The following is a 25354-nucleotide window of genomic DNA, read 5'->3' as shown; positions in this document are numbered from 1 at the left end:
GGCACGAGCCGAGCCCGTGACGGCCTGTGGATAACCTTTTGACCTGCGGTTTTGCCAGGATTTCCGGGATGGGCTCAGGAACAGACGGTGCCGGCCGCCGGGACTTTCCCGTTCAGCAGATAGCCGTTCACCGCGCTCTGCACGCACTTGTTCTTGCTGTCGTACGCCCCGTGTCCCTGACCCTTGTACGTCAGCTCGACCGCGACGCCCTTGCCCAGCGCGTCCACCATCTTCCGCGCGCCCTCGTACGGAGTGGCCGGGTCGCCGGTGTTGCCCACGACGAGGATCGGCGCCGAACCGGCCGCGCTCACATCGGGATGGTCGGCGGCCCCCGGCACGGCCCAGTCGGTGCAGCTGACCATGCCCCAGGCCAGGAAGTCGCCGAACAGGGGAGAGGCGGCCCGGAACTCGGGCAGCTTCCGCTCCACGTAGGCGGCGGTGTACCGGGGCTTGTCGTCGGCGCAGTTGATGGCGACGTTCGCCGCGGTGATGTTGCTGTACTCGCCGTTCTCGCTGCGCCCGTTCATCGAGTCGGACAGCGCCATGAGCACCTTGCCGTCACCGCTGTACGCCTGTTCGAGGCCCTCGGTGAGGTACTCCCAGAAGTCCTTGGAGTACAGCGCCTGCGCGATGCCGTTGGTCGCGGCGGTCTGGGTCAACTGGCGGGGGAAGATGCCCGGGATCGGCTTGCCGTCGAGGTCCTTGAGCAGCTTGGCGATGCGGTCCTTGACGTCCTGCGCGGTGTCGCCGAGCGGACAGTCCGTGGTCTTCGACGTGCAGTCGTCGGCGAAGTTGTCGAGCGCGAGCTGGAAGCCCTTGGCCTGTCCCAGGGAGCCCTGTTCGGAGTTCTGCGTGGGATCGACGACCGCGTCGAAGACGGCACGCCCCACGTGCTTCGGGAACAAGTGGGCGTAGACACCGCCCAGTTCGGTGCCGTAGGAGATGCCGAAGTAGTGCAGCTTGTCGTCGCCGAGGACCTGGCGCATCAGGTCCATGTCGCGAGCGGCGTCGGTGGTGCGCACCTGGGGGAGCATCTTCTTGGAGTGCTTCTCGCAGGCCGCGTTGAACTGCTTGGTGTTGGCCAGGAGCTTGGCGCGCTCGGCCGTGTCGTCCGGGGTCGCGTCCTGCTGGAAGTACTGGTCGAGCTGGGAGCCGCTCTCGCACTCGATGCCGGCACTGCGGCCCACTCCACGCGGGTCGAAGCTCACCAGGTCGTAGCGGGTGCGCAAGGTCGCGTAGTCCTCGCCGAACGCGGGCAGCGTGGTGACGCCCGAGCCGCCCGGGCCGCCGAAGTTGAAGACGAGCGAGCCGATCCGCTTGCTCGCGGCGCCGCTGGCCTTCGCGCGCACCAAGGCGAGCCCGATCGTGTCGCCCTTGGGCTTGTTCCAGTCGAGCGGCGCCTTCATGGTGGCGCACTGCCACTTGTCGCCGTTCGGCAGCGCTGACGGCGCAGCGCCGCCGCCCTCCGACTCGGACGGGGCCGGACAGTCCTTCCAACTCAGCTTCTGGGCCGTCGGATCCTCGTCCTTGGAGTCGCCGCCGCAGCCCGCCAGCGTGACGGACAACAGGACGACGGTGGCGGTCAGGGCAGCGGCACGCAGCCGGGAGGGGTTCGGCATGGTCCCATCCTGGGGTCGCATGCGGCGGTGCGCTCGGGGCGCGGGCCGTACGAGGTACGCACGCGTGCGTGCCCTACGGCGGGTTCGTGCGCGTGCGCTACAGGGAGCCCTTGCGGGACAGGTGGTTGAAGAACAGCCAGCCCGGCAGCACCGGGATCCACAGCGTCAGCAGCCGGTACAGCAGCACCGCCGGAGCGGCCACCTCCTTGGGGAGGCCCACGGCGATCAGACCGAGGGTCAGGCTCGCCTCGACCGCGCCCACACCGCCCGGGGTCGGGGCCGCGGAACCGAGCGCGTTGCCCGCGAGGAAGACGACGGCGACGCTGGCCAGGCTGAGCGACGTCGAATCGTCGCCGAACGCCCGGATCGACGCGTCCAGGCACATCACGAAGCAGGCCGTCAGCAGCAGCATGCCGCCGATGCCGGTGATCAGCTTCTGGGGCCGCTGCAGCACGTCGAGCATGCGCGGGATGACGCCCGCGAAAAGCGACCGCACGCGCGTGACGAGGAACTTCCGCAGGAACGGCACCGAGGTCACCACGAGCACGAGCACCGCCACCGTCAACAGCCCGGCGATGACCGTCCTGGACGGCGAGAGCGACGGCGTCTTCTCGGTGCCGGTGAGATAGCCGAACGACAGCAGCATCAGGATGTGGCAGCCAAGACCGAACAGCTGCGACGCGCCGACACTCGCCACCGCGAGCCCGGGCCGCACCCCGGCTCGCTGCAGGAAGCGCGTGTTCAGGGCGACACCGCCGACCGCGGCCGGGGCCACGATCTTCACGAACGACCCGGCGACCTGCGCCGCCACGGCCCTCAGGAACGGCACCCGCTCGGGCACGAACCCCAGGAGGGCCATCGCCGCCGCGAAGTAGCTCAGCGCCGAGAACAGCACGGCCGCGGCCACCCAGCCCCACTGGGCGTTGGCGACGAGCGGACCGAACTCGATGTGCGTGAGCTGCGTCAGCAGGAAGTACGCGCCGATCGCGCCCGCGATGAAACTCATCAGCGTGCGCGGCCTCACCCGCTCCAGCCGAGCCGGTTCGACATGCGCCTGCGGTCTGATCAGCAGCACCTGATGACGGATCTGGGTGAGCAGATCCTCCTCGCGCGCCTCGTCCAACGCCTCGTCGATGGCCCGCTTCTCGGCCCGCTGCTCCGCGCGCACGGCCTTCTTGTCGGGCTTCTCCAGTACGGGCGTGGAGCCCTCCGAGACCTCCTCCGCGCGGGCCAGCCTGGTCTGCCGGGACGCCTCCAGGATCGCGTCGCGCTCCCGCTGCGCGCGCTCCCGGGACAGCCGTCGCAGCGTCGCGCGCGTGGAGCGCGTCAACGCGATGGGCTGGAGCATTGGCAGACAGTCGGCCACGGCGTCGGGACCGAGGACACCGACCGCCGAGGCCACCGCGCGTTCGGCGCCCACCCGTAGGCCGACCGTCGTCACCAACTGGGCGACGTCCATGCGCAGCAACAGCTCACCGGCCGCGATCTCGCCGCCCCGCAGGTCGGTCAGGATCACCGTGCCGGAACGATCCACCAGAATCGCGTCACCGGCGAGCCTGCGGTGGGCGATGCGCCGCGACTGGAGTGCCTGCACCTGGTGCCAGGCCAGGCGCAGCAGGTCGTCGGTGATCTCGTCGTCCGCGAGCGAGTCGAGCGTGCGCCCACCGGTGTGCTCGTAGACGAGCATCACGGCGTCGGGGCCGAGTTCCGAGGTCGCGATCAGCTTGGGGGCGTTGGCACCGGCCGCGATCGCCGCGTACGCCAGCAGGGCCTCCTGCTCCAGCGCCTGGCGCAGCGACTGGAGGCTGCTGCGGGTCGCGAAGCCGCGCAGCGTCAGATTGCGCCACGCACGGTAGAAGAAGCCCTGGGCCTGCTGTTCGCGGTCGACCACGGTGACGTCCAGCGGGGGACCGTCCTCCAGGGTCACGAAGTAGCGCCGGCCGCGGTCGCCGTTCTCCGTGTCGACGGCCTCCTCGCGGGCCGCGCCCACGGGGTGGAAGCCGACCGTCCGCAGGCCCGCCATCAGCGTCCGGCCGGTGGGACGGACGTTCGGGGAGCCCACCGCGTACAGCGTCCCGTAGGCGACGGTCCAGCCGATCAGCACCGTCAGGATGATCGAGAACGGAGTCGTGTACCCGGTGACCAGCATCGAGAAGGCGTCGAGCAGCAGCACGATCCACAGCACGGAGCGCCAGCGCGGCCTCCGGGACATGCCTACGGCCGTCATGTAGGCGATGACGGGCGCCAGATAGCCGTGCACCGGGTCGGTGAGGGCGTGGATGTCGCCGGGGGAGGGCTGGGTGAGCGCCTCCTGGATGGAGCCCGGGGCGGCCTTGGCGACCCACAGGTCCGTGGCGAGTGTCACTCCGTGCGCGAGGACCGCGGCGAGCACGCCGTCGGCGATGCGCAGTCCGTCGCGCTTGATCAGCCGCTCGATCGCGAAGGCGACCGGCACCAGCAGGATGGCGATACTGGACGCCAGTCCCGCGATCTTGATCAGCAGGTCGGGCGCCTGCCCGGTGCCCTTGTTGATGTCCTGTTCGAGCCCCGAGGTCGTGCCGTGCGCGAACGCGGCGATGGCGAGCAGTACGACGATCGCGAGAAAGCCCACCAGGAGGCGCATGAGATCGGAGGGGCGGTGCACGCGCGCGGGGAGCAGCGGTTCGTCGCCCTCGACCTCCTCGGCGTGCAGGTCGTCGTCGCAGTCGTCGAGGTCGGGCACGGGGCCGGGTGCGGGCGCTTCGGCGGGGCCCTCCGCGGGGTCCTGCTCGGTCGTACCGCCGGTGTCCGGGCGCGACGCAGCGTCAGAGGTGCCCTCCGCGTCTTCGGGGTGCACACCCTGCTGCTTCATCGTCTCTTCTTGATCTCGTATCACCGGTCACCGCCCGCACGATGGTGGCATGCCCCACCGACACACGGGGGCATCAGGGTGCAAATGCGGGGGCGCACAGTCTGCCCCACGCGCCGCTCCGGGGCGAGGGATACGCACAGTCGCCAGCGCGTCGCATTGTCGGTGGGGTGGGGCAGGATGGGGCGGATGAGCGAGGAGAGCCTTCCGGACGGCACCGGTCCCGAGCGCGGCGACGGTCCCGAGTACGACGATGCCCGCCCGGAGCACGGGGACGCGCTGCCCGAGTACGCCGAGCGCGTCCTCGACGTGGCCGACCGGATTCCGCCCGGGCGCGTCATGACGTACGGGGACGTCGCCGAATGGCTGGAGGAGGGCGGCCCGCGCCAGGTCGGCCGCGTGATGGCCCTCTACGGGGGAGCCGTTCCGTGGTGGCGGGTCGTCCGCGCGGACGGCACGTTGCTCCCGGGCCACGAACTGGAGGCGCTCGACAGCTACCGCGCGGAGGGCACTCCTCTGAAGGAGGCGAGCAGAGCCGCCGAGGGGCACCTGCCACGCGTCGACATGAAACGGGCGCGATGGGACGGCGGCGAGCGCGCGGACGGTCACACCTGACAGCTTCCGCCATCGGACGCGACCCGGGGCGACCTGTGGCCCGTACGGGGGAAACCCGGCACGTCCGCGGCATGCCGTACGTTCGAGGGGCGAGGGACGCGCGGGACGCGAGAGCCGTGAGGGAAGAAGCGGAAGCCCTGCTTCCCTACGACCCGTCGGCGTAGCGTCGGCTGCACCCGTCCCCCTCATCCCGCGGCCACCGCCCTCCACGCGCGGTGGTCGGGCAACCAGCACACCCACCAGGACCGGCGAACCACGTGAGCTCCTCTTCCTCCACCAGGCGCCTGTCGCACCCCCAGGTGCGACAGGGGAGCCGTGGTGCTTACCGACTGGTGCGTACCCCGCCGACCCGGCCGGCTCCCCCTCGTCTGGACGCGCCACAGCGCTCGGTGGTTGACCACGAGGCCGGCCCGCTGCTCGTCCTCGCAGGTCCCGGCACCGGCAAGACCACCACCCTCGTGGAGTCCGTCGCGGCCCGGATCGCCCGGGGAGGTGACCCCGCGCGGATCCTCGTGCTGACGTTCAGCCGCAAGGCCGCCGTCGAACTGCGCGACCGCATGGCGCTGCGCATCGGAGCCGCCCGCGCGCCCCGCGCGACCACCTTCCACTCGTTCTGCTACGCCCTGGTCCGCGCCCACCAGGACACCGACCTGTTCGTCGAGCCCCTACGGCTGTTGTCCGGCCCCGAACAGGACGTCGCCGTACGCGAACTGCTCGCCGGCCAGCCCGACCTGGAGCGGCTCGGTCTCGCCCATGTGCGCTGGCCGGACGAACTGCGGGCCTGCCTCACCACCCGCGGCTTCGCCGACGAGGTCCGCGCGGTCCTCGCCCGCAGCCGCGAACTGGGCCTGGGCCCCGACGCCCTGGACGCCTTCGCCCGCCGCATCGGCCGCCCCGACTGGCGTGCCGCCGCCGCCTTCCTCGCCGAGTACCTCGACGTACTCGACCTCCAAGGAGTGCTCGACTACGCGGAACTCGTCCACCGCGCGGTGCTCCTCGCCCACCGCCCCGAGGTCGCCGAGCGGCTCGCCGCGCAGTACGACGCGGTGTTCGTGGACGAGTACCAGGACACCGATCCGGCCCAGGTACGGCTGCTGCAGGCCCTCGCAGGCGGCGGCCGCACCCTCGTGGCCTTCGGCGACCCCGACCAGTCGATCTACACGTTCCGGGGCGCCGACGTGAACGGCATCCTGGACTTCCCGAGCGCCTTCCCGCGCGCGGGAGGCCGCCCGGCCCCCGTAGAAGTGCTCCGGACCTCCCGCCGCTCCGGTGCCGCCCTGCTGACCGCCACCCGCCTGCTCACCCAGCGCATGCCCCTGACCAGGCTCCCGGCCCAGAAGGTGCGCGCCCACCGCGAGCTGTCCCCGGTACGGGACGGCGGCCGCGTCGAGGTGTACACGTACCCGACCTCCGGCACGGAGCTGGACAACATCGCCGACATCCTCCGTAGGGCACACCTGGAGGACGGCGTCCCCTGGAACGACATGGCCGTCCTGGTGCGCGCCGGCTCCCGGACGATCCCCACGATCCGACGCGCCCTCACGGTGGCAGGCGTTCCCCTCGACATCGACGGCGACGACCTGCCCCTGCGCCACGAGCCCGCGGTGGCACCCCTGCTGACGGCATTGCGCGCGGTGGCGGCAGCGGAGGCATCGACCCGGCCCGAGGGCGACGCCGAAGCCGTACGAGCCCCGGAGAAGGCCGACGACGTAGACGACGAACAGGCCGCGGCGGAAGCCGAACCCGATCCCGAAGAGCCCGCCGCTGCCTCCTCCTGGCTCGACACCGAGACCGCTCTCACCCTGCTCGCCTCCCCCCTCGCCGCCATGGACGCCGCCGATCTGCGCCGCCTGGGCCGGGCGCTGCGCGAGGAGGAGCGGGCCGGGGGCAACCCCGTGCCGCCGCCCTCGGACGAGCTGCTCACGCGCGCGCTCGCCGAGCCGGAGCGGCTGGTCGCGCACGACCCCACGTACGCGCGGGGAGCCCAGCGCCTGGGCGCGCTGCTGCGCAAGGCACGCGAGCGCCTGGCGGGCGGCAGTACGGCCGAGGAGGCGCTGTGGGACCTCTGGCAGGGCACGCCGTGGCCCGGGCGTCTGGAGCGGGCCGCACTGCGCGGCGGCGCGGCCGGGCGCAACGCGGACCGCGATCTGGACGCCGTCTGCGCGCTGTTCGCGACCGCGGCCCGCGCGGAGGAGCGCACCGGAGGCCGCGGCGCCCTCAACTTCCTGGAGGAGATCGACGCCGAGGACATCGCCGCCGACACGCTCACCCGGCGGGCCGTACGGCCCGACGCCGTGCGCCTGATGACCGCGCACCGCTCCAAGGGCCTGGAGTGGCGCCTGGTCGTCGTGGCCGGCGTCCAGGAGGGCCTGTGGCCGGACCTGCGCCGACGCGGCTCCCTCCTGGAGGCCGACCGCATCGGCCGCGACGGACTCGCCGAACCACTCACCCCGGGGGCCCTGCTCGCCGAGGAACGCCGCCTGTTCTACGTCGCCGCCACACGCGCGCGTGAACGCCTCGTCGTCACCGCCGTGAAGGCACCCGCGGACGACGGCGACCAGCCGTCCCGCTTCCTCACCGAACTCGGCGTCGAGCCCAAGGACGTCACCGGCCGCCCGCGCCGCCCGCTGTCGGTCGCCGCACTCGTCGCCGAGCTGCGCGCCACGACCGTCGACCCGAGCGTGTCCGAGACCCTCAGGGAGGCCGCCGCGCGCCGGCTGGCCAGGCTGGCCGGACTCGCCGACGAGGAGGGCCGTGCTCTGGTCCCGTCCGCGCACCCGTACCGCTGGTGGGGGATGTACGACCCGACCGAGAGCAAGGTGCCGCTGCGCGACCGCGACCAGCCCGTCGTGCTCTCCGGAAGCGCCCTCGACCAGCTCGCCAACACCTGCGCCCTGCAATGGTTCCTGGGCCGTGAGGTGAAGGCCGACGCGCCCTCGACCGCCGCCCAGGGCTTCGGGAACGTGGTGCACGTCCTCGCCGACGAGGTCGCCTCCGGACGCACCGCCGCCGACCTCGCCGCCCTCATGGAGCGCCTCGACACCGTGTGGAACGCGCTCGCCTTCGACGCGCCCTGGAAGTCGGCGCAGGAGAAGGACAACGCGCGCGTGGCGCTCGAACGCTTCCTGAGGTGGCACGTCGACTCCAATGGCATCCGCACCGGCCGTACGCCCGTCGCCAGCGAGCACGACTTCGACGTCACCATCGAAGCGGGCGACTACGAAGTACGCATCCGCGGCTCCATGGACCGTGTCGAGACGGACGGTGAAGGACGCGCCTACGTAGTCGACTTCAAGACAGGCAAGCAGACGCCCACTGCCCGTGAGGTGGAGCGCCACCCCCAGCTCGCCGTCTATCAACTCGCTGTCCAGGAAGGGGCCGTGGACGAGGCCTTCGAGGGAGTGCGCCCCGAACCGGGCGGCGCCGAACTCGTCCAACTGCGCCAGGGCGCCGCCCAACGGGACGGCGGTGAGACCGTGCCCAAGGTGCAGGCCCAGAAGCCGCTGGAGGGGGAGTGGGCCGGTGAGCTGCTGGCCACGGCCGCGGGCAAGGTCCTCGACGAACGGTTCACACCCACGGCCGGCCAGCACTGCGCGCACTGCGCGTTCCGGGCCTCGTGCAGCGCGCGGCCCGAGGGACGACACGTCGTCGAGTAACTCGCGTGACGTATCGCACCACATGTGCTGACCTGCGCTTCTTCTGCCCCTGAGGGTGATTGGTCCTCGACTGTCAGTGGCCGCCGCTAGCCTCTCCGACATGCCCGCCCGTATCACCGATCCCGATCAGCTCAAGGAGCTCCTCGGCATCCCCTTCACCCCGGAGCAGACGGCCTGCATCGTCGCGCCGCCCGCCCCGCAGGTCATCGTGGCCGGCGCCGGGTCGGGCAAGACGACGGTGATGGCGGCCCGCGTGGTGTGGCTGGTCGGCACCGGGCAGGTCGCCCCCGAGCAGGTCCTCGGCCTGACCTTCACCAACAAGGCCGCCGGTGAACTCGCCGAGCGCGTCCGCAAGGCGCTGATCAAGGCGGGCGTCACCGACCCCGACGTCATCGACCCGGACAACCCGCCGGGCGAGCCCGTGATCTCGACCTACCACGCCTTCGCGGGCCGCCTCCTGACCGACCACGGCCTGCGCATCGGCCTCGAACCGACGGCCCGCCTGCTCGCCGACGCCACCCGCTTCCAGCTCGCCGCGCGCGTGCTGCGCGAGGCCCCCGGCCCCTATCCGGCACTCACCCGCTCCTTCCCGGACCTCGTCAGCGACCTCCTCACCCTCGACGGCGAGCTGTCCGAACACCTCGTACGGCCCGAGGAGTTGCGCGCGTACGACGCCGAGCTGCTGCGCGACCTGGAGGGCCGCAAGCTCAGCAACGCCGAGCTGCGCAAGGTCCCCGAGGCGGCCGCCGCCCGCCGTGAACTCACCGAGCTGGTGAGCCGTTACCGCACCGCCAAGCGCGAGCGCGACCTGCTCGACTTCGGTGACCAGATCGCCCTCTCCGCGACCCTGGCCCGCACCCGCCCCGAGGTCGGCGACATCCTGCGCGACGAGTTCCGGGTGGTGCTGCTCGACGAGTACCAGGACACGTCGGTCGCCCAACGCATCCTCCTGGCAGGCCTGTTCGGCGCCGGCACGGGCCACCCGGTGACCGCCGTCGGCGACCCCTGCCAGGCGATCTACGGCTGGCGCGGCGCGTCCGTCGCCAACCTCGACGACTTCCCCGAGCACTTCGCCCACACCGACGGGCGCCTCGCCGCCCGCCAGTCGCTCAGCGAGAACCGCCGCAGCGGCGGCCGGCTCCTCGACCTCGCCAACGACCTCGCGGAACCCCTGCGCGCCATGCACGCGGGCGTGGAGGCCCTCCGCCCGGCCCCCGGCGCCGAGCGCGACGGCATGGTGCGCTGCGCGCTGTTGCCCACCCACGCCGAGGAGATCGACTGGCTCGCCGACTCGATCGCCCACCTCGTAGGGACCGGGAAGGCGCCCGGTGAGATCGCCGTCCTGTGCCGTACGGCCACCGACTTCGCGGAGATCCAGGGCGCCCTCGTGGCCCGCGACATCCCGGTCGAGGTGGTTGGGCTCTCTGGGCTGCTGCATCTGCCCGAGGTCGCCGATCTCGTCGCCGTCTGCGAAGTCCTCCAGGACCCCGGAGCCAACGCCTCCCTGGTCCGGCTGCTGACCGGCCCGCGCTGGCGCATCGGCCCGCGCGACCTCGCCCTCCTGGGACGACGGGCCCGGCGCCTGGTGGCCCACACGCGCGTGGGGGCCGACGACGACCCGGACCGCCGACTCGCCGAGGCCGTCGAGGGGGTCGACCCCTCCGAGGTGATATCGCTCGCCGACGCCCTCGACACCTTCCTGGAGACACCCCTGTACGGCGCCGACCGCCACGGGGACGACGACGGGCTGCCCTTCTCACCGGACGCGCGCGTGCGTTTCGCCCACCTGGCCACCGAACTGCGCGACCTGCGCCGCTCCCTGTCCGACCCCCTGATGGACGTCCTGCACCGCGTCCTGGCCGTCACCGGCCTGGAGGTCGAACTCGCGGCGTCCCCGCACGCCCTGGCCGCCCGCCGCCGCGAGACCCTGTCGAACTTCCTGGACGTGGCCGCCTCCTTCGCCGCGGGCGACGGCGAGGCGACCCTGCTCGCCTTCCTCGGCTTCCTGCGCACCGCCGCCCAGTACGAGAAGGGTCTCGACAACGCCCTGCCCGGCGGCGAGAACACCGTCAAGGTGCTCACCGCGCACAAGTCCAAGGGCCTGGAGTGGGACGTCGTGGCCGTCCCCGGCCTGGTCACCGGGACCTTCCCCAGCAGCCAGGGCCGCGAGAAGTGGACCGCCCAGGGCAAGGTCCTCCCGCACGCGCTGCGCGGCGACACCGCCACCCTGCCCGACGTCATGTCCTGGGACTCCAGAGGCCTGAAGGCCTTCCACGAGGCGATGAAGGACCACCAGCACACCGAGGAACTCCGCCTCGGCTACGTCACCTTCACCCGCCCCCGTTCCCTGCTGCTCGGCTCCGGCCACTGGTGGGGCCCCGCCCAGAAGAAGCCCCGCGGCCCCTCCGACTTCCTCCAGGCCCTGTACGGCCACTGCGCGGCCGGGTACGGCGAGATCGAGGCCTGGGCGGATGAACCCGAGGAGGGCGAGGAGAACCCCGCCCTGCACGCGGCCACCGGTGACCAGGCCTGGCCGCTGCCCCTGGACGACGTGGCGATGGCCCACCGCCACAAGGCCGCCAAGAGGGTCCTGGAGCACCTGGAGCACCTCGCCTCCCACGACGAGGGCCACCCCGCGGCCACGCACGACCCGAACACCTACGACGACCCGGACTGGCCCCCACCACCGGAGGACGACGAACCTCCTTACGGAGAGCCCCCTTTCGGGGAGCCTCCGTACGAGGAGTCACTCCCCGAAAGCGAGGCCGGGGCCGAGGACGCCCTCCCGGAGGACGATCCCGCCGACTGGGACGCCTGGACCGCGGACCGCCCGACCGTCCCGCACCAGGCGACGGCCCCGCACGCCGCCGGACACTCCAGTGCGCCAGGAGGCGCGCGCCCGCACCCCGTCGAGCCCCCCGGCATGCCCCTCACCCCCGAGGAGGCCCGCGCCATCGCCTCCTGGGACCGCGATCTCGACGCCCTCACCGGTGAACTCCTGCGCGCCCGGCAGCGAGTCACCGACGTCCCCCTGCCTGCCTCCCTCACAGCAACCCAGCTGCTGCTCCTGGCCGACGACCCGGACGGGCTCGCACAGGAACTCGCGCGCCCCCTGCCGCGCCCGCCGCAACCAGCCGCGCGCCGGGGCACCCGCTTCCACGCCTGGGTGGAATCACGCTTCGAAGCGCTGACCCTGCCCATGCTGGAGCCGGACGAACTGCCCGGCAGTGAGGCCGAGATCGCCGACGAACGCGACCTGGAAGCCCTCAAGGAAGCCTTCGAACTCACCGAGTACGCCCGGCGCACGCCCTACCGCGTCGAGACCCCCTTCCAGCTCGCGATCGCCGGCCGCGTCGTACGGGGCCGTATCGACGCCGTCTACAAACAGGGCGATGGCGACGGGGCGACCTACGAGATCCTCGACTGGAAGACCAGCCGCACCCGCACCGCCGACCCGCTTCAGCTCGGGATCTACCGGCTCGCCTGGGCCGAGCGGCAGGGCGTGCCGCTGGAGGCGGTCACGGCCGCGTTCCTGTACGTGCGCGGCGGCGAGGTCGTACGGCCGGAGAACCTCCCGGACCGGGCCGCACTGGAGAGGTTGCTGCTGGAGGAGCCGGGCGCGCAGGCGGAATCACCGGGCGCGCAAGAGGAGTGACAGGCCGCACAAGCAAACTGTGAGGAACCGCCCACCGAGGATGTCAGTGCGGGCCGATAGGCTCGTGACCATGAGCCACACCGTTGACAGTGCCGTCAGCGCGGTCCGCACGTACATCGAGCAGCACCGCGCAGCCTTCCTCGACGACCTCGCCGAGTGGCTGCGCATCCCGTCCGTGTCGGCGCAGCCCGACCACGCGCCCGACGTCCGGCGCAGCGCGGACTGGCTCGCCGCCGCACTCCGGGAGACCGGCTTCCCGACCGTCGAGGTCTGGCCGACCCCGGGCGCCCCCGCCGTCTTCGCCGAATGGCCCTCCGACGACCCCGAGGCACCCACGGTCCTCGTCTACGGCCATCACGACGTCCAGCCCGCCGCCCGCGAGGACGGCTGGGACAGCGAACCCTTCGAGCCCGTCGTCCGCGAGAACCGCCTCTACGCGCGCGGGGCGGCCGACGACAAGGGCCAGGTGTTCTTCCACACACTCGGCGTCCGCGCCCATCTCGCCGCCACCGGCCGCACCACCCCGGCCGTGCACCTGAAGCTGCTCGTCGAGGGCGAGGAGGAGTCCGGCTCCCCGCACTTCCGCGCGCTCGTCGAGGAGCACGCGGACCTGCTCGCCGCCGACGCCGTGATCGTCTCCGACACCAGCATGTGGTCCGAGGACACCCCCACGGTGTGCACAGGGATGCGCGGCCTCGCCGAGTGCGAGATCCGGCTTCAGGGGCCCGACCAGGACATCCACTCCGGCTCCTTCGGCGGCGCCGTGCCCAACCCGGCGACCGCCGCCGCCCGCCTCGTCGCCGCGCTCCACGACGAGCACGCACGCGTGGCCGTCCCCGGCTTCTACGACGGCATCGTCGAACTCACCGACCAGGAGCGCGAGCTCTTCGCCGAGCTGCCCTTCGACGAGCAGGAATGGCTGCGTACCGCCAAGTCGCACGCCACCCACGGAGAGGCCGGACACACCACCCTGGAGCGCATCTGGGCCCGCCCCACCGCCGAGGTCAACGGCATCGGCGGTGGCTACCAGGGACCGGGCAGCAAGACGATCATCCCGTCCTCGGCCATGGTGAAGCTCTCCTTCAGGCTGGTCGCCGGCCAGGACCCCGACCACATCGAGAAGGTCGTCCGGGACTGGGCCGCCCAGCAGGTGCCCGCCGGAATCCGCCAGGCGATCACCTTCAGCGCGGCCACGCGCCCGTGCCTGACACCCCTCGACCACCCCGCCCTGCAGTCCGTCGTCCGCGCCATGGCCGTCGCCTTCGAGAAACCGGTCCTCTTCACCCGTGAGGGCGGCTCGGGACCGGCCGCCGACCTCCAGGAAGTCCTCGGTGCACCCGTCCTCTTCCTGGGCATCTCCGTCCCCTCCGACGGCTGGCACGCCCCGAACGAGAAGGTCGAACTCGACCTCCTCCTGAAGGGCGTCGAAACCACCGCCCACCTGTGGGGAGACCTCGCCGACACCTGGCGTCATGCGCCCTGACGATCCCGCGCGATCCGGAACGGCCACGCGCGCGGGGCACACTGGAAGAACCGCCCCGCACACCACGTCCCCGCCGGACCCGGTCGCCTCCTGCCGTACGTCCCGCTGAACCGCCCGCCGAAACAATCCGCATTGCCGGGGGAGTTGGAAGCACCCGTGACCACCTGGACCGACCACACAGCCGACCGACCCATCTCGCTCACCGCTCCGAGCGGCATCGACCGAGCCGCCCACCACCGGCTCGACGAGGCCTGGCTCGCCGCGGCATGGAGCCACCCCACCACCCGCTGCTTCGTGGTCTCCGGCGGCCAGGCACTCATCGACGAGACGCCCGACGGCAGCACCGAACTCGTCATGACGCCGTCCTTCGAGGCCCCCCTCACCGAGGCGCACCGCTACTTCCTGGGCACCGACGACGACGGCGTCAGCTACTTCGCCCTCCAGAAGGACGCCCTGCCCGGCCGTATCGACCAGTCGGCGCGGGCCGCGGGACTGCGCGAGGCCGGTCTGCTGCTGTCGCCCCGGGACGTGGGCCTGATGGTGCACGCGGTCGCCCTGGAGAACTGGCAGCGCCTGCACCGCTTCTGCTCCCGCTGCGGCGAGCGCACGGTGATCGCCGCGGCCGGCCACATCCGCCGCTGCCCGGCCTGTGGCGCCGAGCACTACCCGCGCACCGACCCCGCCGTGATCATGGCCGTCACCGACGAGGAGGACCGCATCCTGCTCGGCCGCCAGGTCCACTGGCCCGAGGGGCGCTTCTCCACGCTCGCCGGCTTCGTGGAGCCCGGCGAGTCCATCGAGCAGTCGGTGCGCCGCGAGGTCTTCGAGGAGGCCGGCATCACGGTCGGGCACGTCGAGTACGTCGCCAGCCAGCCCTGGCCCTTCCCGTCCAGCCTCATGCTGGGCTTCATGGCCCGTGCCACCTCGACCGACATCAACGTCGACGGCGACGAGATCCACGAGGCCCGCTGGTTCTCCCGCGAGGAGCTGCGCGCGGCCTTCGAGTCCGAAGAGGTGCTGCCCCCGTACGGCATCTCGATCGCGGCCCGTCTGATCGAGCTCTGGTACGGCAAGCCGCTGCCGACGCGAACCTTCGTCTGAGGGGTCCCCGAGGCGCGGATGACGGTTCGCGGATGACCGACCCGTACTGGAACCACAACGTCCACCACCACCCCGTGGTGGTGGACGTTGTGCCCCACGGCTGCCGCGCGGCCCTGGACGTCGGCTGCGGGGACGGCCTGCTCGCCCGCAAACTGGCGAGCAGGGCCGGATCGGTGACGGGCGTGGACCGCTCGCCGCAGATGATCCGACTCGCCCGCGCCGACGTGCCGGAGAACGTCACCTTCATGGAGGCGGACTACCTCGACGACACCTCGCTCGACGAAGGCACCTACGACTTCGTCAGCGCGGTCGCCGTCGTCCACCACACCGAGTTCGAGGACGCCGTGGGACGGCTGGTGAGCCTGCTGGCACCCGGTGGCCGACTGGTGATCGTCGGCCTGGCGTACAACCGGACGTTCCTTGACCGGGTGATCAGCGGCTGCGGGCTGCCCGTGAGCCGGTTCCTGGCGCGACGGCACGGCGGGAAACTCGGACCCGTCGGCATGCCCATGGAGGACTCGGCCATGTGCTGGGGAGAGGCGCGCGAGGCCGTCCGGCGCCTGCTGCCCGGCGCCCGGTTCCGACGACGGCTCCTGTGGCGCTACGTGGCCGTGTGGGACAAGCCGGTCGCGTGAGGCGGACGACAGACCTGAGGCGAGCGACGAACCTGAGGCGGACGACAAAGAAGGCGGCCCCTGACATCAGGGGCCGCCTTCCGCGGAGTCGCGTCCGGAGCGTCGGTCAGGCGCCGATCTTCTGCTTGACCTGGGCCAGCGAAGGGTTCGTCAACGTGGAACCGTCGGCGAACAAAACCGTGGGGACCGTCTGGTTCCCGCCATTCGCCTTCTCGACGAACGCCGCGGAATCCGGGTCCTGCTCGATGTTGACCTCGTTGTACGCGATGCCCTCGCGGTCCATCTGGCTCTTCAGCCGACGGCAGTAGCCGCACCAGGTGGTGCTGTACATCGTCACGGTGCCCGACATTCTCTCGCGCTCCTCAACAGCTCAGGGAATAGGTCCTCGCAGTGGAGGGAACGTACGCGACGGACCCGCCATTCCCGCCGGGGGTATCCCACGGCACGTGACGCCTGCCGCATTAGTACGACTGCGGGGGCCTCCCTGTGGACAACCGACTCACCTGTCTCCGGCGACCTGGCAGCATGGCCGTGTGACAGCAGCAACGCACTCCTCCCTCTTCCCGCAGGTACCGGATTCGGCCGACGCGGTGCTCGAAGGGCTCGACCCCGAGCAACGCGAGGTGGCCACCGCCCTGCGCGGTCCGGTGTGCGTGCTGGCGGGCGCCGGTACGGGCAAGACACGGGCGATCACCCACCGCATCGCCTACGGGGTGCGCGCCGGGGTCCTGCAGTCCTCCAGCGTGCTGGCCGTCACCTTCACCAACCGCGCCGCGGGCGAGATGCGCGGCCGGCTGCGCCAGCTCGGCGCCACCGGAGTCCAGGCCCGTACGTTCCACTCGGCCGCCCTGCGCCAGCTCCAGTACTTCTGGCCGAAAGCGATCGGCGGCAGCATCCCCCGGCTCGTCGACCGCAAGATCCAGCTCGTCGCCGACGCGGCGGCCGCCTGCCGCATCCGCCTCGACCGCGGCGAACTGCGGGACGTCACCGGAGAGATCGAGTGGTCCAAGGTCACCCAGACCGTGCCCTCCGACTACGCGGCCGCGGCGGCCAAGGCGGGCCGTGACATCCCCCGCGCCCCCGCCGAGATCGCCCAGCTCTACGCCACCTACGAGGACGTCAAGCGCGACCGCGGGGTCATCGACTTCGAGGACGTCCTGCTGCTCACCGTCGCCGTCCTCCAGGACCGGCACGACATCGCCGAACAGGTCCGCTCGCAGTACCAGCACTTCGTGGTCGACGAGTACCAGGACGTCAGCCCGCTCCAGCAGCGCCTCCTGGAGCTGTGGCTGGGCGACCGCGACAGCCTGTGCGTCGTCGGCGACGCCAGCCAGACGATCTACTCCTTCACCGGAGCGACACCGGACCACCTGCTCGATTTCCGCACCCGCCACCCCGGCGCCACCGTCGTCAAACTGGTCCGCGACTACCGCTCCACCCCGCAGGTCGTCCATCTCGCCAACGGCCTGCTCTCCCAGGCCCGCGGCCGTGCCGCCGACCACCGGCTGGAGCTGATCTCCCAGCGCGCCGCGGGCCCCGAGCCCATCTACGTCGAGTACACCGACGAGCCCGCCGAGGCGGAGGGTGCCGCCCGCCGCATCCGCGACCTCATGGACGCGGGCGTCCCGGCGAGCGAGATCGCGATCCTGGTCCGCACGAACTCCCAGTCCGAGACCTACGAACAGGCCCTCGCCGACGCCGGAGTCCCCTACCAACTGCGCGGCGCCGAGCGGTTCTTCGACCGCCCGGAGGTCCGCAAGGCCGGCATCGCCCTGCGCGGAGCGGCCCGCTTCGGCGGCAACGACTCCCTCCTCGACGACGTCATCGACCTGCCTTCCCAGGTTCGTGCCGTCCTTTCCGGCGAGGGCTGGACCACCGAGCCCCCGGCCGGCTCCGGCGCCGTCAGAGAGCGCTGGGAGTCGCTGGCGGCTCTGGTGAACCTCGCCCAGGACTTCGCCGCGGCCAGACCCGGAGCCACCCTCGCCGACCTCGTCGCCGAACTCGACGAGCGGGCGAACACCCAGCACGCCCCGACGGTCCAGGGCGTCACCCTCGCCTCCCTGCACTCGGCCAAGGGCCTGGAGTGGGACGTCGTCTTCCTGGTCGGTGTCGCCGAGGGGATGATGCCCATCACCTACGCCAAGACCGACGAACAGATCGAGGAGGAGCGCCGCCTCCTCTACGTCGGAGTCACCCGCGCCAGAGAGCGGCTGTACGTCTCCTGGGCCCTCTCCCGCTCGCCCGGCGGCCGCCCCAGCCGCCGCCCCAGCCGTTTCCTGAACGGCCTGCGCCCCGGCTCGACCGCCGCCGCGGGCAGACCCGGCACGGTCGCGCCCGGCGGCATCGAGCGCGGCTACGCGGGCGCCGGCCCCAAAGCCGTGCCGCGCCGAACGCAACGCACCGTGGCCCGCTGCCGGGTCTGCGGCCGCACCCTCACCGAGGCCGGCGAGATGAAGCTGATGCGCTGCGAGGACTGCCCCTCGGACATGGACGAGGGCCTCTACGAGCGGTTGCGCGAGTGGCGGGAGGTCCAGGCGCAGCGCAGCGGTCAGCCCGCCTTCTGCGTCTTCACCGACAAGACGCTGATGGCGATCGCCGAGACCGTCCCCGACGACGACGGCGAACTCGCGCGGATCCCCGGCGTCGGCGTCCGCAAGCTCAACCGCTACGGGGCCGATGTCCTGGCCATCTGCTGCGGTCAGGAGCCTGCGGAGGGTGTCGCGGGGGACTGATTCAAACTCGTCGAAAAAATAGTTTGCGCATGCCCCAGCAATCCCCATAGGTTCTTAGACACGGGAACAGGGGGCCTTCTCGAAGGCCCTGATCCCGTGCTGTACTTACATATCCGAAGGACCGGTCTCATCCCCGGTCCCCCGAGACGCCGAGAGGAGGCGATTCCAGTGATCAGCATCAACACCAGCCCCGCCAGCACCGTGAAAATGACCGATCCCTCGGTCGTCTCCCTGTGCATGCTCGGCGTTTCGAACCTGGGCACCGGTCTGTCCGGCATTTCTGCCGCCCGTCCGGCGTCCGCCCTGTCTCTCGCGGTCCTTCCCGTCCGTGAGCGCAATGAGCGACCGACCAAGGCACTGGAAGCAGTAGGAGCACAGGCGCAGGCCTATGCCTTTGCGGCCGGTGCCGGAGGCCGGAAGCAGACGACGACGCAGCACCACCAGATGTGGGCCTTCCGTGGGCCAGAACCCTGGAGTGATCCAGCCTGATTGATCAGGCCGGCGCCTTCAGGGCCGCGGAACCCCATCCGGGATCCGCGGCCCTTCTGTTTTCCCCGAACGGGGACGACGGAGCGAAGGGGCCTCGGGACAAGAAAAGAACCCGGTACCCAGCCGACAACCGGCCCAACAGGGCCGGACCGACCAGACGAGGAAGAACAACCGTGCAACTCGAAGCGCACGCCCCGTCCGTACCGCCTTCCGAAACGATCCCCCCGCCCGGCCTCACGGAGGACTCCACCTTGACTCCGCTCACTACGCTCACCGCGCTCGACGACGCCATCGAGAACCTGGGCGTGCCCGTCCCCTGCCGTTCCTACGACCCGGAGGTCTTCTTCGCCGAGTCGCCGGCCGATGTCGAGTACGCCAAGTCCCTCTGCCGCACCTGCCCGCTGATCGAGGCCTGCCTCGCCGGCGCCAAGGAGCGGCGCGAGCCCTGGGGCGTCTGGGGTGGCGAGCTCTTCGTCCAGGGTGTCGTCGTGGCCCGCAAGCGGCCGCGTGGCCGTCCGCGCAAGAACCCGGTCACGGCATGAGCATCTTCGGAACGATCGACCGCCCCCTCACGCACGACCCCAAGAAGCAGGCCCCGATGAAGCCGTCCACTCCCAGCGAGCCCGCGGGCTCCACGATCCCAGACTTCACCACTCCGGGTGCGACCGAGTCGCGCCAGAACAGGACCCGAGAGATGCAACTCATCCCAGAAGCCATGGCCCGTGCGCATATGCACGAGCGACTGCGGGAGGCCGAGCGGGACCGGCAGGCGCTGCGCCTGCTGGCCGCCCGCCGGATGCAGCGCAAGGCCGAGCGTGCCTCGCTGCGCGCCCGCCGTGCGCTCGCCATGGCCCTCATGCAGTAACCGATCACACCTGAAGCGGTGGCCTCCCGACCCGGGAGGCGAAAGCTCCCCGCGGGGGCCGGTCCGTCCGAACGGACCGGCCCCCGCGGTGCGTTCTGCCCGCCTATCCCCGGCCGCGGCGATATCGTCGCGGCGTGACGAGTCTTCCCGGAGGCAGTGACACCGGCGCCTCCACCGCGGAGCCCCAGCCCCTCGTGTGCGCCCGCTGCGGCGCCCGGTCCGAAGGCCCACAACCCACCTGGACCTGCTCCGTGGAGAACGGAACCCGCAGCTATCTCTGTGACGCCTGCGCCAGGGAGAACCTCAGGGCGATCGAGGGACGGCTGGACCCGGCCTGGTGGTAGGCCGCACTCGCGCCGTCACCCGTCCGCCCCGCATCACCGACTCGGCCCGCGTCGTCCGCGGCCCGGCTCACGCCTCCGCCGCGGGTTCCTCCTCGTCCAGGTACTCCTCGTACTCCTCCGGATCCTCCGGCACGAACCCCGGCAGCCACTCCTCCAGCTCCTCGCGCAGCCGCACCGTCGCGCCCAACTGGCACAGGACGCCGATTGTGCTCAATGTCACTCGATGTATCAGGAGATACGCCGGGGGCAGATTGAGCTGCTTGCCCAACTGGTGGGCGGGGGAGCGGGGGTCGGCGATACGGGCGGCCTGGCTGCGCATCCAGCCGCGGCTGAAGGTGAACGCGTCGACCTGGGCCGGCTCGATGATCGGCACCAGGTAGTCGAGGACGGCGTCGGGGTCCAGCTCTATCGAATCCTTGACGAAGCCCTCCGTGCGCAGCAGCTCGTAGACCGCCTCGGCATCGCCGTCGAGCGTCATGCGCAGGGAGTCGCCGATGGTTGCCGGCAGGCCGCCGGGAAGGCGGTCGACCGTGCCGAAGTCCAGGACACCCAGTCGCCAGTCGCCCTTGCCGTCCGGGTCGGCGGGCAGCAGCCGGAAGTTCCCCGGATGCGGATCCGCGTGGAGCAGGCCGGTGCGGGCCGGGCCGGAGAAGAGGAAGCGGGCCAGCAGCTGGCCTGCCCGGTCGCGCTGCTCCTCGGTGCCGTCGGCGATCACCTCCGACAGCGGGATCCCGTCGATCCACTCCGTGACCAGGACTTGGTCACATTGATGGACCACGGCGGGCACCATGACATCCGGGTCGCCCTCGAACTCCTCCGCGTGCGCCTGCTGGGCCTGCGCCTCCAGGCCGTAGTCCAGTTCCTCGGAGACCCGGTCGCGTAGCTCGGCGATGAGGGGCTTGATGTCCATCCCGGGGATGAGCGGGCCCAACAGGCGGGCGAAACGGCTCAGTTGGGTCAGATCGGACAGCAGGGCCTCGCCGGCGCCCGGGTACTGCACCTTGACCGCGACCTCGCGGCCGTCGTGCCACACCGCCCGGTGCACCTGGCCGATCGACGCGGCGGCCGAGGGCTTGTCCTCGAACTCCAGGAACAAGGCCCGCCAGTCCGCGCCGAGCCGCTCCTCCAGCACACCGTGCACGGTGCGTGTCGGCATCGGCGGCGCGGCCTCCTGGAGCTTGGTCAGCGCGGCACGGTAGGGACCGGCGACCTCCTCGGGCAGCGCCGACTCGAAGACGGACAGCGCCTGCCCGAACTTCATCGCACCGCCCTTGAGCTCGCCGAGCACCTTGAACAACTGCTCCGCCGTGCGCTGTTGCAGCTCGCGGCCGACGATCTCCGCGGACTCGCCCACGATCCTTTTCCCGAGCCCCCACGTCGCTCTCCCGGCGAAGCCGAGCGGGAGCGCGGCGAGCTTGGCGGTGCGGGTGACCGCCTTGCGGGGAAGATCAGACATGCGCCCTCCAAGTCCCGGCCGGCCGGGCCGAGTCTGCCTTACGGCGCACATCCCTCGACGGCCGGTCCCCTCCCATTGTCGCGTGTCGATCCTCGTCCGTAGAGGTGTGTGCCTCCTTACCTTTCTTCGTATCCTTCTCCGCGGCGCCGCACGGGCAGGCGGAATGCGCCCAGACCGGCCGCGCGTGCCAGTGCAGACCCGGCAGCGAGACCTCCCACCGCGCGCCCGCGCTGGACGGTGACCGCCCGTCCAGGAAGGCGAGCGCGTGCGCTGCCGCCAGCCCGGCGACGGTCGTGGCCAGCGTCAGGTCGCAGGGCCGCACCTGAGGCTGCTTCCCGGAGCGCCACTGCGCGACCAGACGGGGCCAGGTCGGGTCCCGGTCGGTGCGCGCGTGGTGCAGACAGCCCGCGCAGGACGTCTCCCCGGGCAGCACCAGCGGGCCCACGACTCCCGTGCCCTCCACCACACCGGCGTACAGATGAGGGGTGCCCGAGACGATCAGGCCGGTGGCGGCGGCCGGGTCGGGCGCGTGCACGGCGACATCGTCCCGTGGGGCGAGGATCACCAGGGAGAAACCGGGGTCGCCCTCCTCCGCCGTGGCCTGCGAGGTCCGGCGCGGTGGGCGGTCCGGTGCCGCCCGGCGTACCGCTCGCCGCGCCGCCTCGTCCCTGCGCTCGCCGACCGCCTCGGGGGGCAGCCCGCCCGGAGCGACGTCCCAGGGCTCGGTGTGACCGCCGTCGCGCACGTCGACCTCGCCGACCCCCGCGCCCGACAGCAGCGCGGCCAGCACCGCGCCCACCCGGCCCGCGCCTCGCACCTGTACGCGCAGTTCGCGACGCGCCGCCAGACGGCCCATCGACTCGCCCGGCTCGCCGGTGATCAGGGAGAGCGACGCGAGGTCCGGGCGCAGCCGGTCGAGGACGTCCTTCTTCGCCCGGAGGGCGTCGGCAGCAGGCCCGCCGCCCTTCGCGTCGTCGAGCAGGCCCGCGTGCGTCAGCCCCTCCACCAGCTGGTCGACATGGTCCTCGGGCAGATCCATCCGGTGCCCCTCCTCGCGCAGGAGGGGCAGTCCGCGTGTGCCGTTGAGCAGGTCCAGGAAACTGCCCGTCGCCGTGTCCATCGGGCCCAGAGTCATCGCGTGCGCCGGTGTCATCCCGAACTGCACGGTGTTGAGATCGCGCCAGCCGCGCCGCAGCGCGGGCTTCACCATCGGATGCATGACAGGCCCCCGTAGCCCTAGGAAGTACGTCCGGTGTGCCGGCGGAACCGGTCCGGGCTCCGCCTGCGATGCCAGACTGCCCGGCCCGGGCGTTGGGCGCCGAAAGTTGTCCACAGGCGGGGGGTATTCGTCGTACAAATCAAACGCTTGGTGGGGGATCGACACCGAACCGTCCCGGGGACGGGACTTCCCGCGTGTGCAGAGGGTAACGTCGGGGCGTGCCCGCCGACCCACTGCACAGCGCCGGAAAACCACAGCGCAGTACGACGAGCCAGCCGCCAAGCGGCTCGGGGGCGAGCGCGATCGAGGTTCGCAGGAGCGCGCGTCGGCGCAGAACGGTCTCCGCGTACCGCGAGGGCGATCGCACCGTCGTGCTGATCCCCGCCCGTATGTCCGAGGCGGAGGAGAAGCGCTGGGTCACCGTCATGCTCGACAAGCTGGCCGCCCAGGAAAGCAAACGCGTGCTCGGTGACGCGGAGCTGTCCGAGCGCGCCGAGCGACTGTCGGCCCAGTACTTCGACGGCCGTGCCCGGCCCACCTCGGTGCGCTGGGTCACCAACCAGAACACGCGCTGGGGTTCCTGCACGCCCTCCGAGGGCAGCATCCGCCTCTCCCATCGGCTGCAGGGCATGCCCGAGTACGTCGTCGACTACGTGCTGCTGCACGAACTGGCGCATCTCCTGGTGCCCGGACACGGACCGCGTTTCTGGCGGCTCCTGGAGGCCTATCCGCGCACCGAGCGGGCCAAGGGATACCTCGAAGGCGTGGTCGCGGCCGAGCGGCTGCCCCATGCGCCGGGCGCCCGCGACGAATGATGGCCCCTTGCGCGGGATTGTGTACCGGGTCTGTACCGACATCCTCCGGTGTCAGAGATTGCCGTTAGCCTGACGCGACGCACTTGCATCGGGATGGGGGACGGTCGTTACGCATGGCCAGGGAATTCCAACGCGGCCACAAGGCCAAGATCAGTGACCTCACTCCGGGCACGGATCTGTACGTAGGTGTGCAGATCACGGGCCCCGGACTGACGTTCGACATCAGCTGCTTCGGTCTCGACGCCGAGGAGCGGCTCTCGGACGACCGCTACTTCGTGTTCTTCAACCAGCCGAAGTCCCCCGAGGAGTCCATCCAGCTCCTGGGTGCCCAGGCGGGCGACTCGGAGTCCTTCCGGGTCACGCTCGACAAGATCCCGCCGCAGATCCACAAGCTGGCGTTCACGGCGACACTCGACGGCGCCGGGCAGATGTCGCAGATCGCTCCTGGGTACGTCCGGATCGTCGCGGGCGGTGAGGAAGTGGCCCGCTACTCGTTCAACGGTTCGGAGTTCACCACCGAGCGGGCCGTGATGCTGGGTGACTTCTACCTGAAGGACGTCTGGCGGTTCGCGGCAGTCGGCCAGGGCTTCGACGGCGGCCTCGAAGCGCTGCTGAAGAACTTCGGCGGCGAGGTCGCCGAGGAGGAGACGCCCGAGCCCCAGCAGTCGCAGCCCGTGCCGCACCAGTCCGGGGCGGCCCCGGGCTTCGCCCCGCCCGCGTTCGGCGCCCCCGCGGCTCCGGTACCCGCCCCGGCGCCTGCTCCGGCACCCCAGCCGGTCGCGCAGGGGTACGCGCCCCCGCCGGCGCCCGCGCCCTCCGTGCATGCCGCGCCGACCATCATCGCGCCCCTGGCCCCGCCCGGGCCGGGCACAGTGCCGCCCCCGGGTCCCGTGCCCGCGCCCTACGGCCAGCCGCAGCCCCCGTACGGACAGCAGGCCCCCGGCCAGAGCCCGCCTCCGCCGCCCGGTTACGCGCAGCCCCAGGCTCCGCACGCGCCGGGCCCGCCGCCCGGCTACGGCCAGCCGACCCCGCCCCCGGGCTACGGTCAGCCGCCCGCGCCGCCCGCGCCGCCCGGCTACGGCCAGCAGCCGCCCGCGTTCGGGCAGGTCCCGGGGCAGGCGGCCGGCTACGGAGTGCCTCAGGGCGTTCCCCAGGGCGCCGGTGTGTCGGCGGCGCTGGAGAAGTTCAAGGAGACGCCCACCGGGCAGCGCTGGACGCAGCAGAACAAGAAGCTCGTCCGCGTCGACCTCGGCATCGGCGGCCAGCCCGTGCTCGCCCGCCAGGGCAGCATGGTGCTCTACCAGGGCAAGGTCGACTTCGGCTACAAGGGCGCCGGGTTCGCCGGGCGACTCGTGGGCAACGCGACCGGCCAGGAGATGCAGCTGATGCGCTGCACGGGCCAGGGCCAGGTGTTCCTCGCCGAGAACTCCACCAACCTGCACCCCGTCGAGCTCCAGGGGGACGCGATCTGTGTCTCCGCCGAGAACGTCCTCGCCTTCGACGAGAGCCTCCAGTACGAGGTCAGACGCATCGAGGGACACGGCATTCCTGGGGGCGCGCTGTTCACGATGCAGTTCCAGGGGACCGGCACCATCGTCGTGAAGACCCACGGTGAGCCCGTCGTCCTGCCGGTCACGCCGACCACGTTCGCCGACTGCAACGCGGTCGTCGCCTGGTCCGCCGCCGCCCAGGTGATCGTCTCCAGCCAGGTCCGGATGCGCCGCAACGCGTACCCCGGAGACACCGGGGAGAGCGTCAACCTGCAGTTCCGGGCCGCCCCCGGCAGCTTCATCGTCGTCCAGCCGTACGAGGTCTGAGGGAG

General features: G+C 71.7%; 18 protein-coding genes. 13 read left to right on the top strand and 5 right to left on the bottom strand.

Annotated elements, in window-relative coordinates; all coding sequences use genetic code 11:
- Positions 1-74: 74 nt before the first annotated feature.
- Both ACIRRY_RS35165 and ACIRRY_RS35160 read right to left on the bottom strand, forming a co-directional pair.
- Positions 75-1619: an alpha/beta hydrolase gene (locus ACIRRY_RS35165; RefSeq protein ID WP_403980964.1), complete on the bottom strand. Its 1545-nt coding sequence runs from the start codon at positions 1617-1619 to the stop codon at positions 75-77.
- A gap of 97 nt (positions 1620-1716) precedes the next feature.
- Complete coding sequence (locus ACIRRY_RS35160; protein WP_403980962.1) at positions 1717-4470, bottom strand: lysylphosphatidylglycerol synthase domain-containing protein; 2754 nt, start codon at positions 4468-4470, stop codon at positions 1717-1719.
- Between the two features lie 186 nt (positions 4471-4656).
- On the opposite strand from ACIRRY_RS35160, the gene ACIRRY_RS35155 reads away from it, so the two are divergent.
- From ACIRRY_RS35155 to ACIRRY_RS35130, 6 genes are all read left to right on the top strand, one after another.
- Complete coding sequence (locus ACIRRY_RS35155; RefSeq protein ID WP_403980960.1) at positions 4657-5082, top strand: MGMT family protein; 426 nt, start codon at positions 4657-4659, stop codon at positions 5080-5082.
- Positions 5083-5339: 257 nt separating this feature from the next.
- Entirely contained in the window at positions 5340-8738 is a 3399-nt protein-coding gene (locus ACIRRY_RS35150; protein WP_403980958.1) for an ATP-dependent helicase, read from the top strand.
- 100 nt (positions 8739-8838) lie between these two features.
- Complete coding sequence (locus ACIRRY_RS35145; RefSeq protein WP_403980955.1) at positions 8839-12393, top strand: UvrD-helicase domain-containing protein; 3555 nt, start codon at positions 8839-8841, stop codon at positions 12391-12393.
- Between the two features lie 70 nt (positions 12394-12463).
- A complete protein-coding gene (locus tag ACIRRY_RS35140; protein ID WP_403980952.1) occupies positions 12464-13876 on the top strand; it encodes a dipeptidase in 1413 nt (470 codons plus the stop codon).
- Between the two features lie 156 nt (positions 13877-14032).
- Positions 14033-14977: an NAD(+) diphosphatase gene (gene nudC / locus ACIRRY_RS35135; protein ID WP_403980950.1), complete on the top strand. Its 945-nt coding sequence runs from the start codon at positions 14033-14035 to the stop codon at positions 14975-14977.
- A gap of 32 nt (positions 14978-15009) precedes the next feature.
- On the top strand, positions 15010-15612 hold the full coding sequence (locus ACIRRY_RS35130) for a class I SAM-dependent methyltransferase (RefSeq protein WP_403980947.1): 603 nt from the start codon (positions 15010-15012) through the stop codon (positions 15610-15612).
- Positions 15613-15718: 106 nt separating this feature from the next.
- On the opposite strand, the gene ACIRRY_RS35125 is transcribed toward ACIRRY_RS35130, so the two are convergent.
- Positions 15719-15961 carry a mycoredoxin gene (locus ACIRRY_RS35125; protein WP_403980944.1) on the bottom strand — a complete coding sequence of 81 codons (243 nt, stop codon included), beginning with the start codon at positions 15959-15961 and terminating at the stop codon, positions 15719-15721.
- A gap of 184 nt (positions 15962-16145) precedes the next feature.
- Between ACIRRY_RS35125 and ACIRRY_RS35120 the strand changes: the two genes are divergently transcribed.
- The 5 genes from ACIRRY_RS35120 (at position 16146) to ACIRRY_RS35100 (ending at position 20042) form a co-directional block, all read left to right on the top strand.
- The gene (locus tag ACIRRY_RS35120; RefSeq protein WP_403980941.1) at positions 16146-18344 is read left to right on the top strand and encodes an ATP-dependent DNA helicase UvrD2; all 2199 of its coding nucleotides are present in this window, start codon (positions 16146-16148) and stop codon (positions 18342-18344) included.
- Positions 18345-18512: 168 nt separating this feature from the next.
- Positions 18513-18833 (top strand): hypothetical protein, encoded by a 321-nt coding sequence (locus ACIRRY_RS35115; RefSeq protein ID WP_403980939.1) that lies wholly within the window; start codon positions 18513-18515, stop codon positions 18831-18833.
- A 173-nt stretch (positions 18834-19006) separates the two neighbouring features.
- Positions 19007-19375: a WhiB family transcriptional regulator gene (locus ACIRRY_RS35110; RefSeq protein ID WP_019058340.1), complete on the top strand. Its 369-nt coding sequence runs from the start codon at positions 19007-19009 to the stop codon at positions 19373-19375.
- Positions 19372-19698 (top strand): hypothetical protein, encoded by a 327-nt coding sequence (locus ACIRRY_RS35105; protein WP_403980936.1) that lies wholly within the window; start codon positions 19372-19374, stop codon positions 19696-19698. The genes ACIRRY_RS35110 and ACIRRY_RS35105 overlap by 4 nt, the downstream gene beginning before the upstream one ends.
- 134 nt (positions 19699-19832) lie before the next feature.
- Positions 19833-20042: a hypothetical protein gene (locus ACIRRY_RS35100; protein ID WP_403980932.1), complete on the top strand. Its 210-nt coding sequence runs from the start codon at positions 19833-19835 to the stop codon at positions 20040-20042.
- A 67-nt stretch (positions 20043-20109) separates the two neighbouring features.
- Here the strand turns inward: ACIRRY_RS35100 and ACIRRY_RS35095 are convergent, their stop codons facing one another.
- Positions 20110-21498: an ABC1 kinase family protein gene (locus ACIRRY_RS35095; protein WP_403980929.1), complete on the bottom strand. Its 1389-nt coding sequence runs from the start codon at positions 21496-21498 to the stop codon at positions 20110-20112.
- The gene (locus ACIRRY_RS35090; protein ID WP_403980927.1) at positions 21491-22717 is read right to left on the bottom strand and encodes a TOMM precursor leader peptide-binding protein; all 1227 of its coding nucleotides are present in this window, start codon (positions 22715-22717) and stop codon (positions 21491-21493) included. Before ACIRRY_RS35090 ends, ACIRRY_RS35095 begins: the two co-directional genes overlap by 8 nt.
- A gap of 218 nt (positions 22718-22935) precedes the next feature.
- Between ACIRRY_RS35090 and ACIRRY_RS35085 the strand changes: the two genes are divergently transcribed.
- On the top strand, positions 22936-23532 hold the full coding sequence (locus ACIRRY_RS35085) for a M48 family metallopeptidase (protein ID WP_403980925.1): 597 nt from the start codon (positions 22936-22938) through the stop codon (positions 23530-23532).
- Between the two features lie 113 nt (positions 23533-23645).
- On the top strand, positions 23646-25349 hold the full coding sequence (locus ACIRRY_RS35080; RefSeq protein WP_403980922.1) for a TerD family protein: 1704 nt from the start codon (positions 23646-23648) through the stop codon (positions 25347-25349).
- Positions 25350-25354 lie beyond the last annotated feature (5 nt).

Source organism: Streptomyces sp. NPDC101776 (assembly GCF_044766845.1).
GTDB lineage: Bacteria > Actinomycetota > Actinomycetes > Streptomycetales > Streptomycetaceae > Streptomyces.
The sequence above is the reverse complement of the archived record's forward strand: the minus strand, read 5'-3'. Positions and strand labels throughout refer to the sequence as shown.

Bases quoted from the DNA above. Each gene is read 5' to 3' on its own strand.
- ACIRRY_RS35165 (WP_403980964.1), bottom strand. From the start codon at position 1,619: ATGCCGAACCCCTCCCGGCTGCGTGCCGCTGCCCTGACCGCCACCGTC.
- ACIRRY_RS35160 (WP_403980962.1), bottom strand. From the start codon at position 4,470: ATGAAGCAGCAGGGTGTGCACCCCGAAGACGCGGAGGGCACCTCTGAC.
- ACIRRY_RS35155 (WP_403980960.1), top strand. From the start codon at position 4,657: ATGAGCGAGGAGAGCCTTCCGGACGGCACCGGTCCCGAGCGCGGCGAC.
- ACIRRY_RS35145 (WP_403980955.1), top strand. From the start codon at position 8,839: ATGCCCGCCCGTATCACCGATCCCGATCAGCTCAAGGAGCTCCTCGGC.
- ACIRRY_RS35140 (WP_403980952.1), top strand. From the start codon at position 12,464: ATGAGCCACACCGTTGACAGTGCCGTCAGCGCGGTCCGCACGTACATC.
- ACIRRY_RS35130 (WP_403980947.1), top strand. From the start codon at position 15,010: ATGACCGACCCGTACTGGAACCACAACGTCCACCACCACCCCGTGGTG.
- ACIRRY_RS35125 (WP_403980944.1), bottom strand. From the start codon at position 15,961: ATGTCGGGCACCGTGACGATGTACAGCACCACCTGGTGCGGCTACTGC.
- ACIRRY_RS35105 (WP_403980936.1), top strand. From the start codon at position 19,372: ATGAGCATCTTCGGAACGATCGACCGCCCCCTCACGCACGACCCCAAG.
- ACIRRY_RS35095 (WP_403980929.1), bottom strand. From the start codon at position 21,498: ATGTCTGATCTTCCCCGCAAGGCGGTCACCCGCACCGCCAAGCTCGCC.
- ACIRRY_RS35090 (WP_403980927.1), bottom strand. From the start codon at position 22,717: ATGCATCCGATGGTGAAGCCCGCGCTGCGGCGCGGCTGGCGCGATCTC.
- ACIRRY_RS35080 (WP_403980922.1), top strand. From the start codon at position 23,646: ATGGCCAGGGAATTCCAACGCGGCCACAAGGCCAAGATCAGTGACCTC.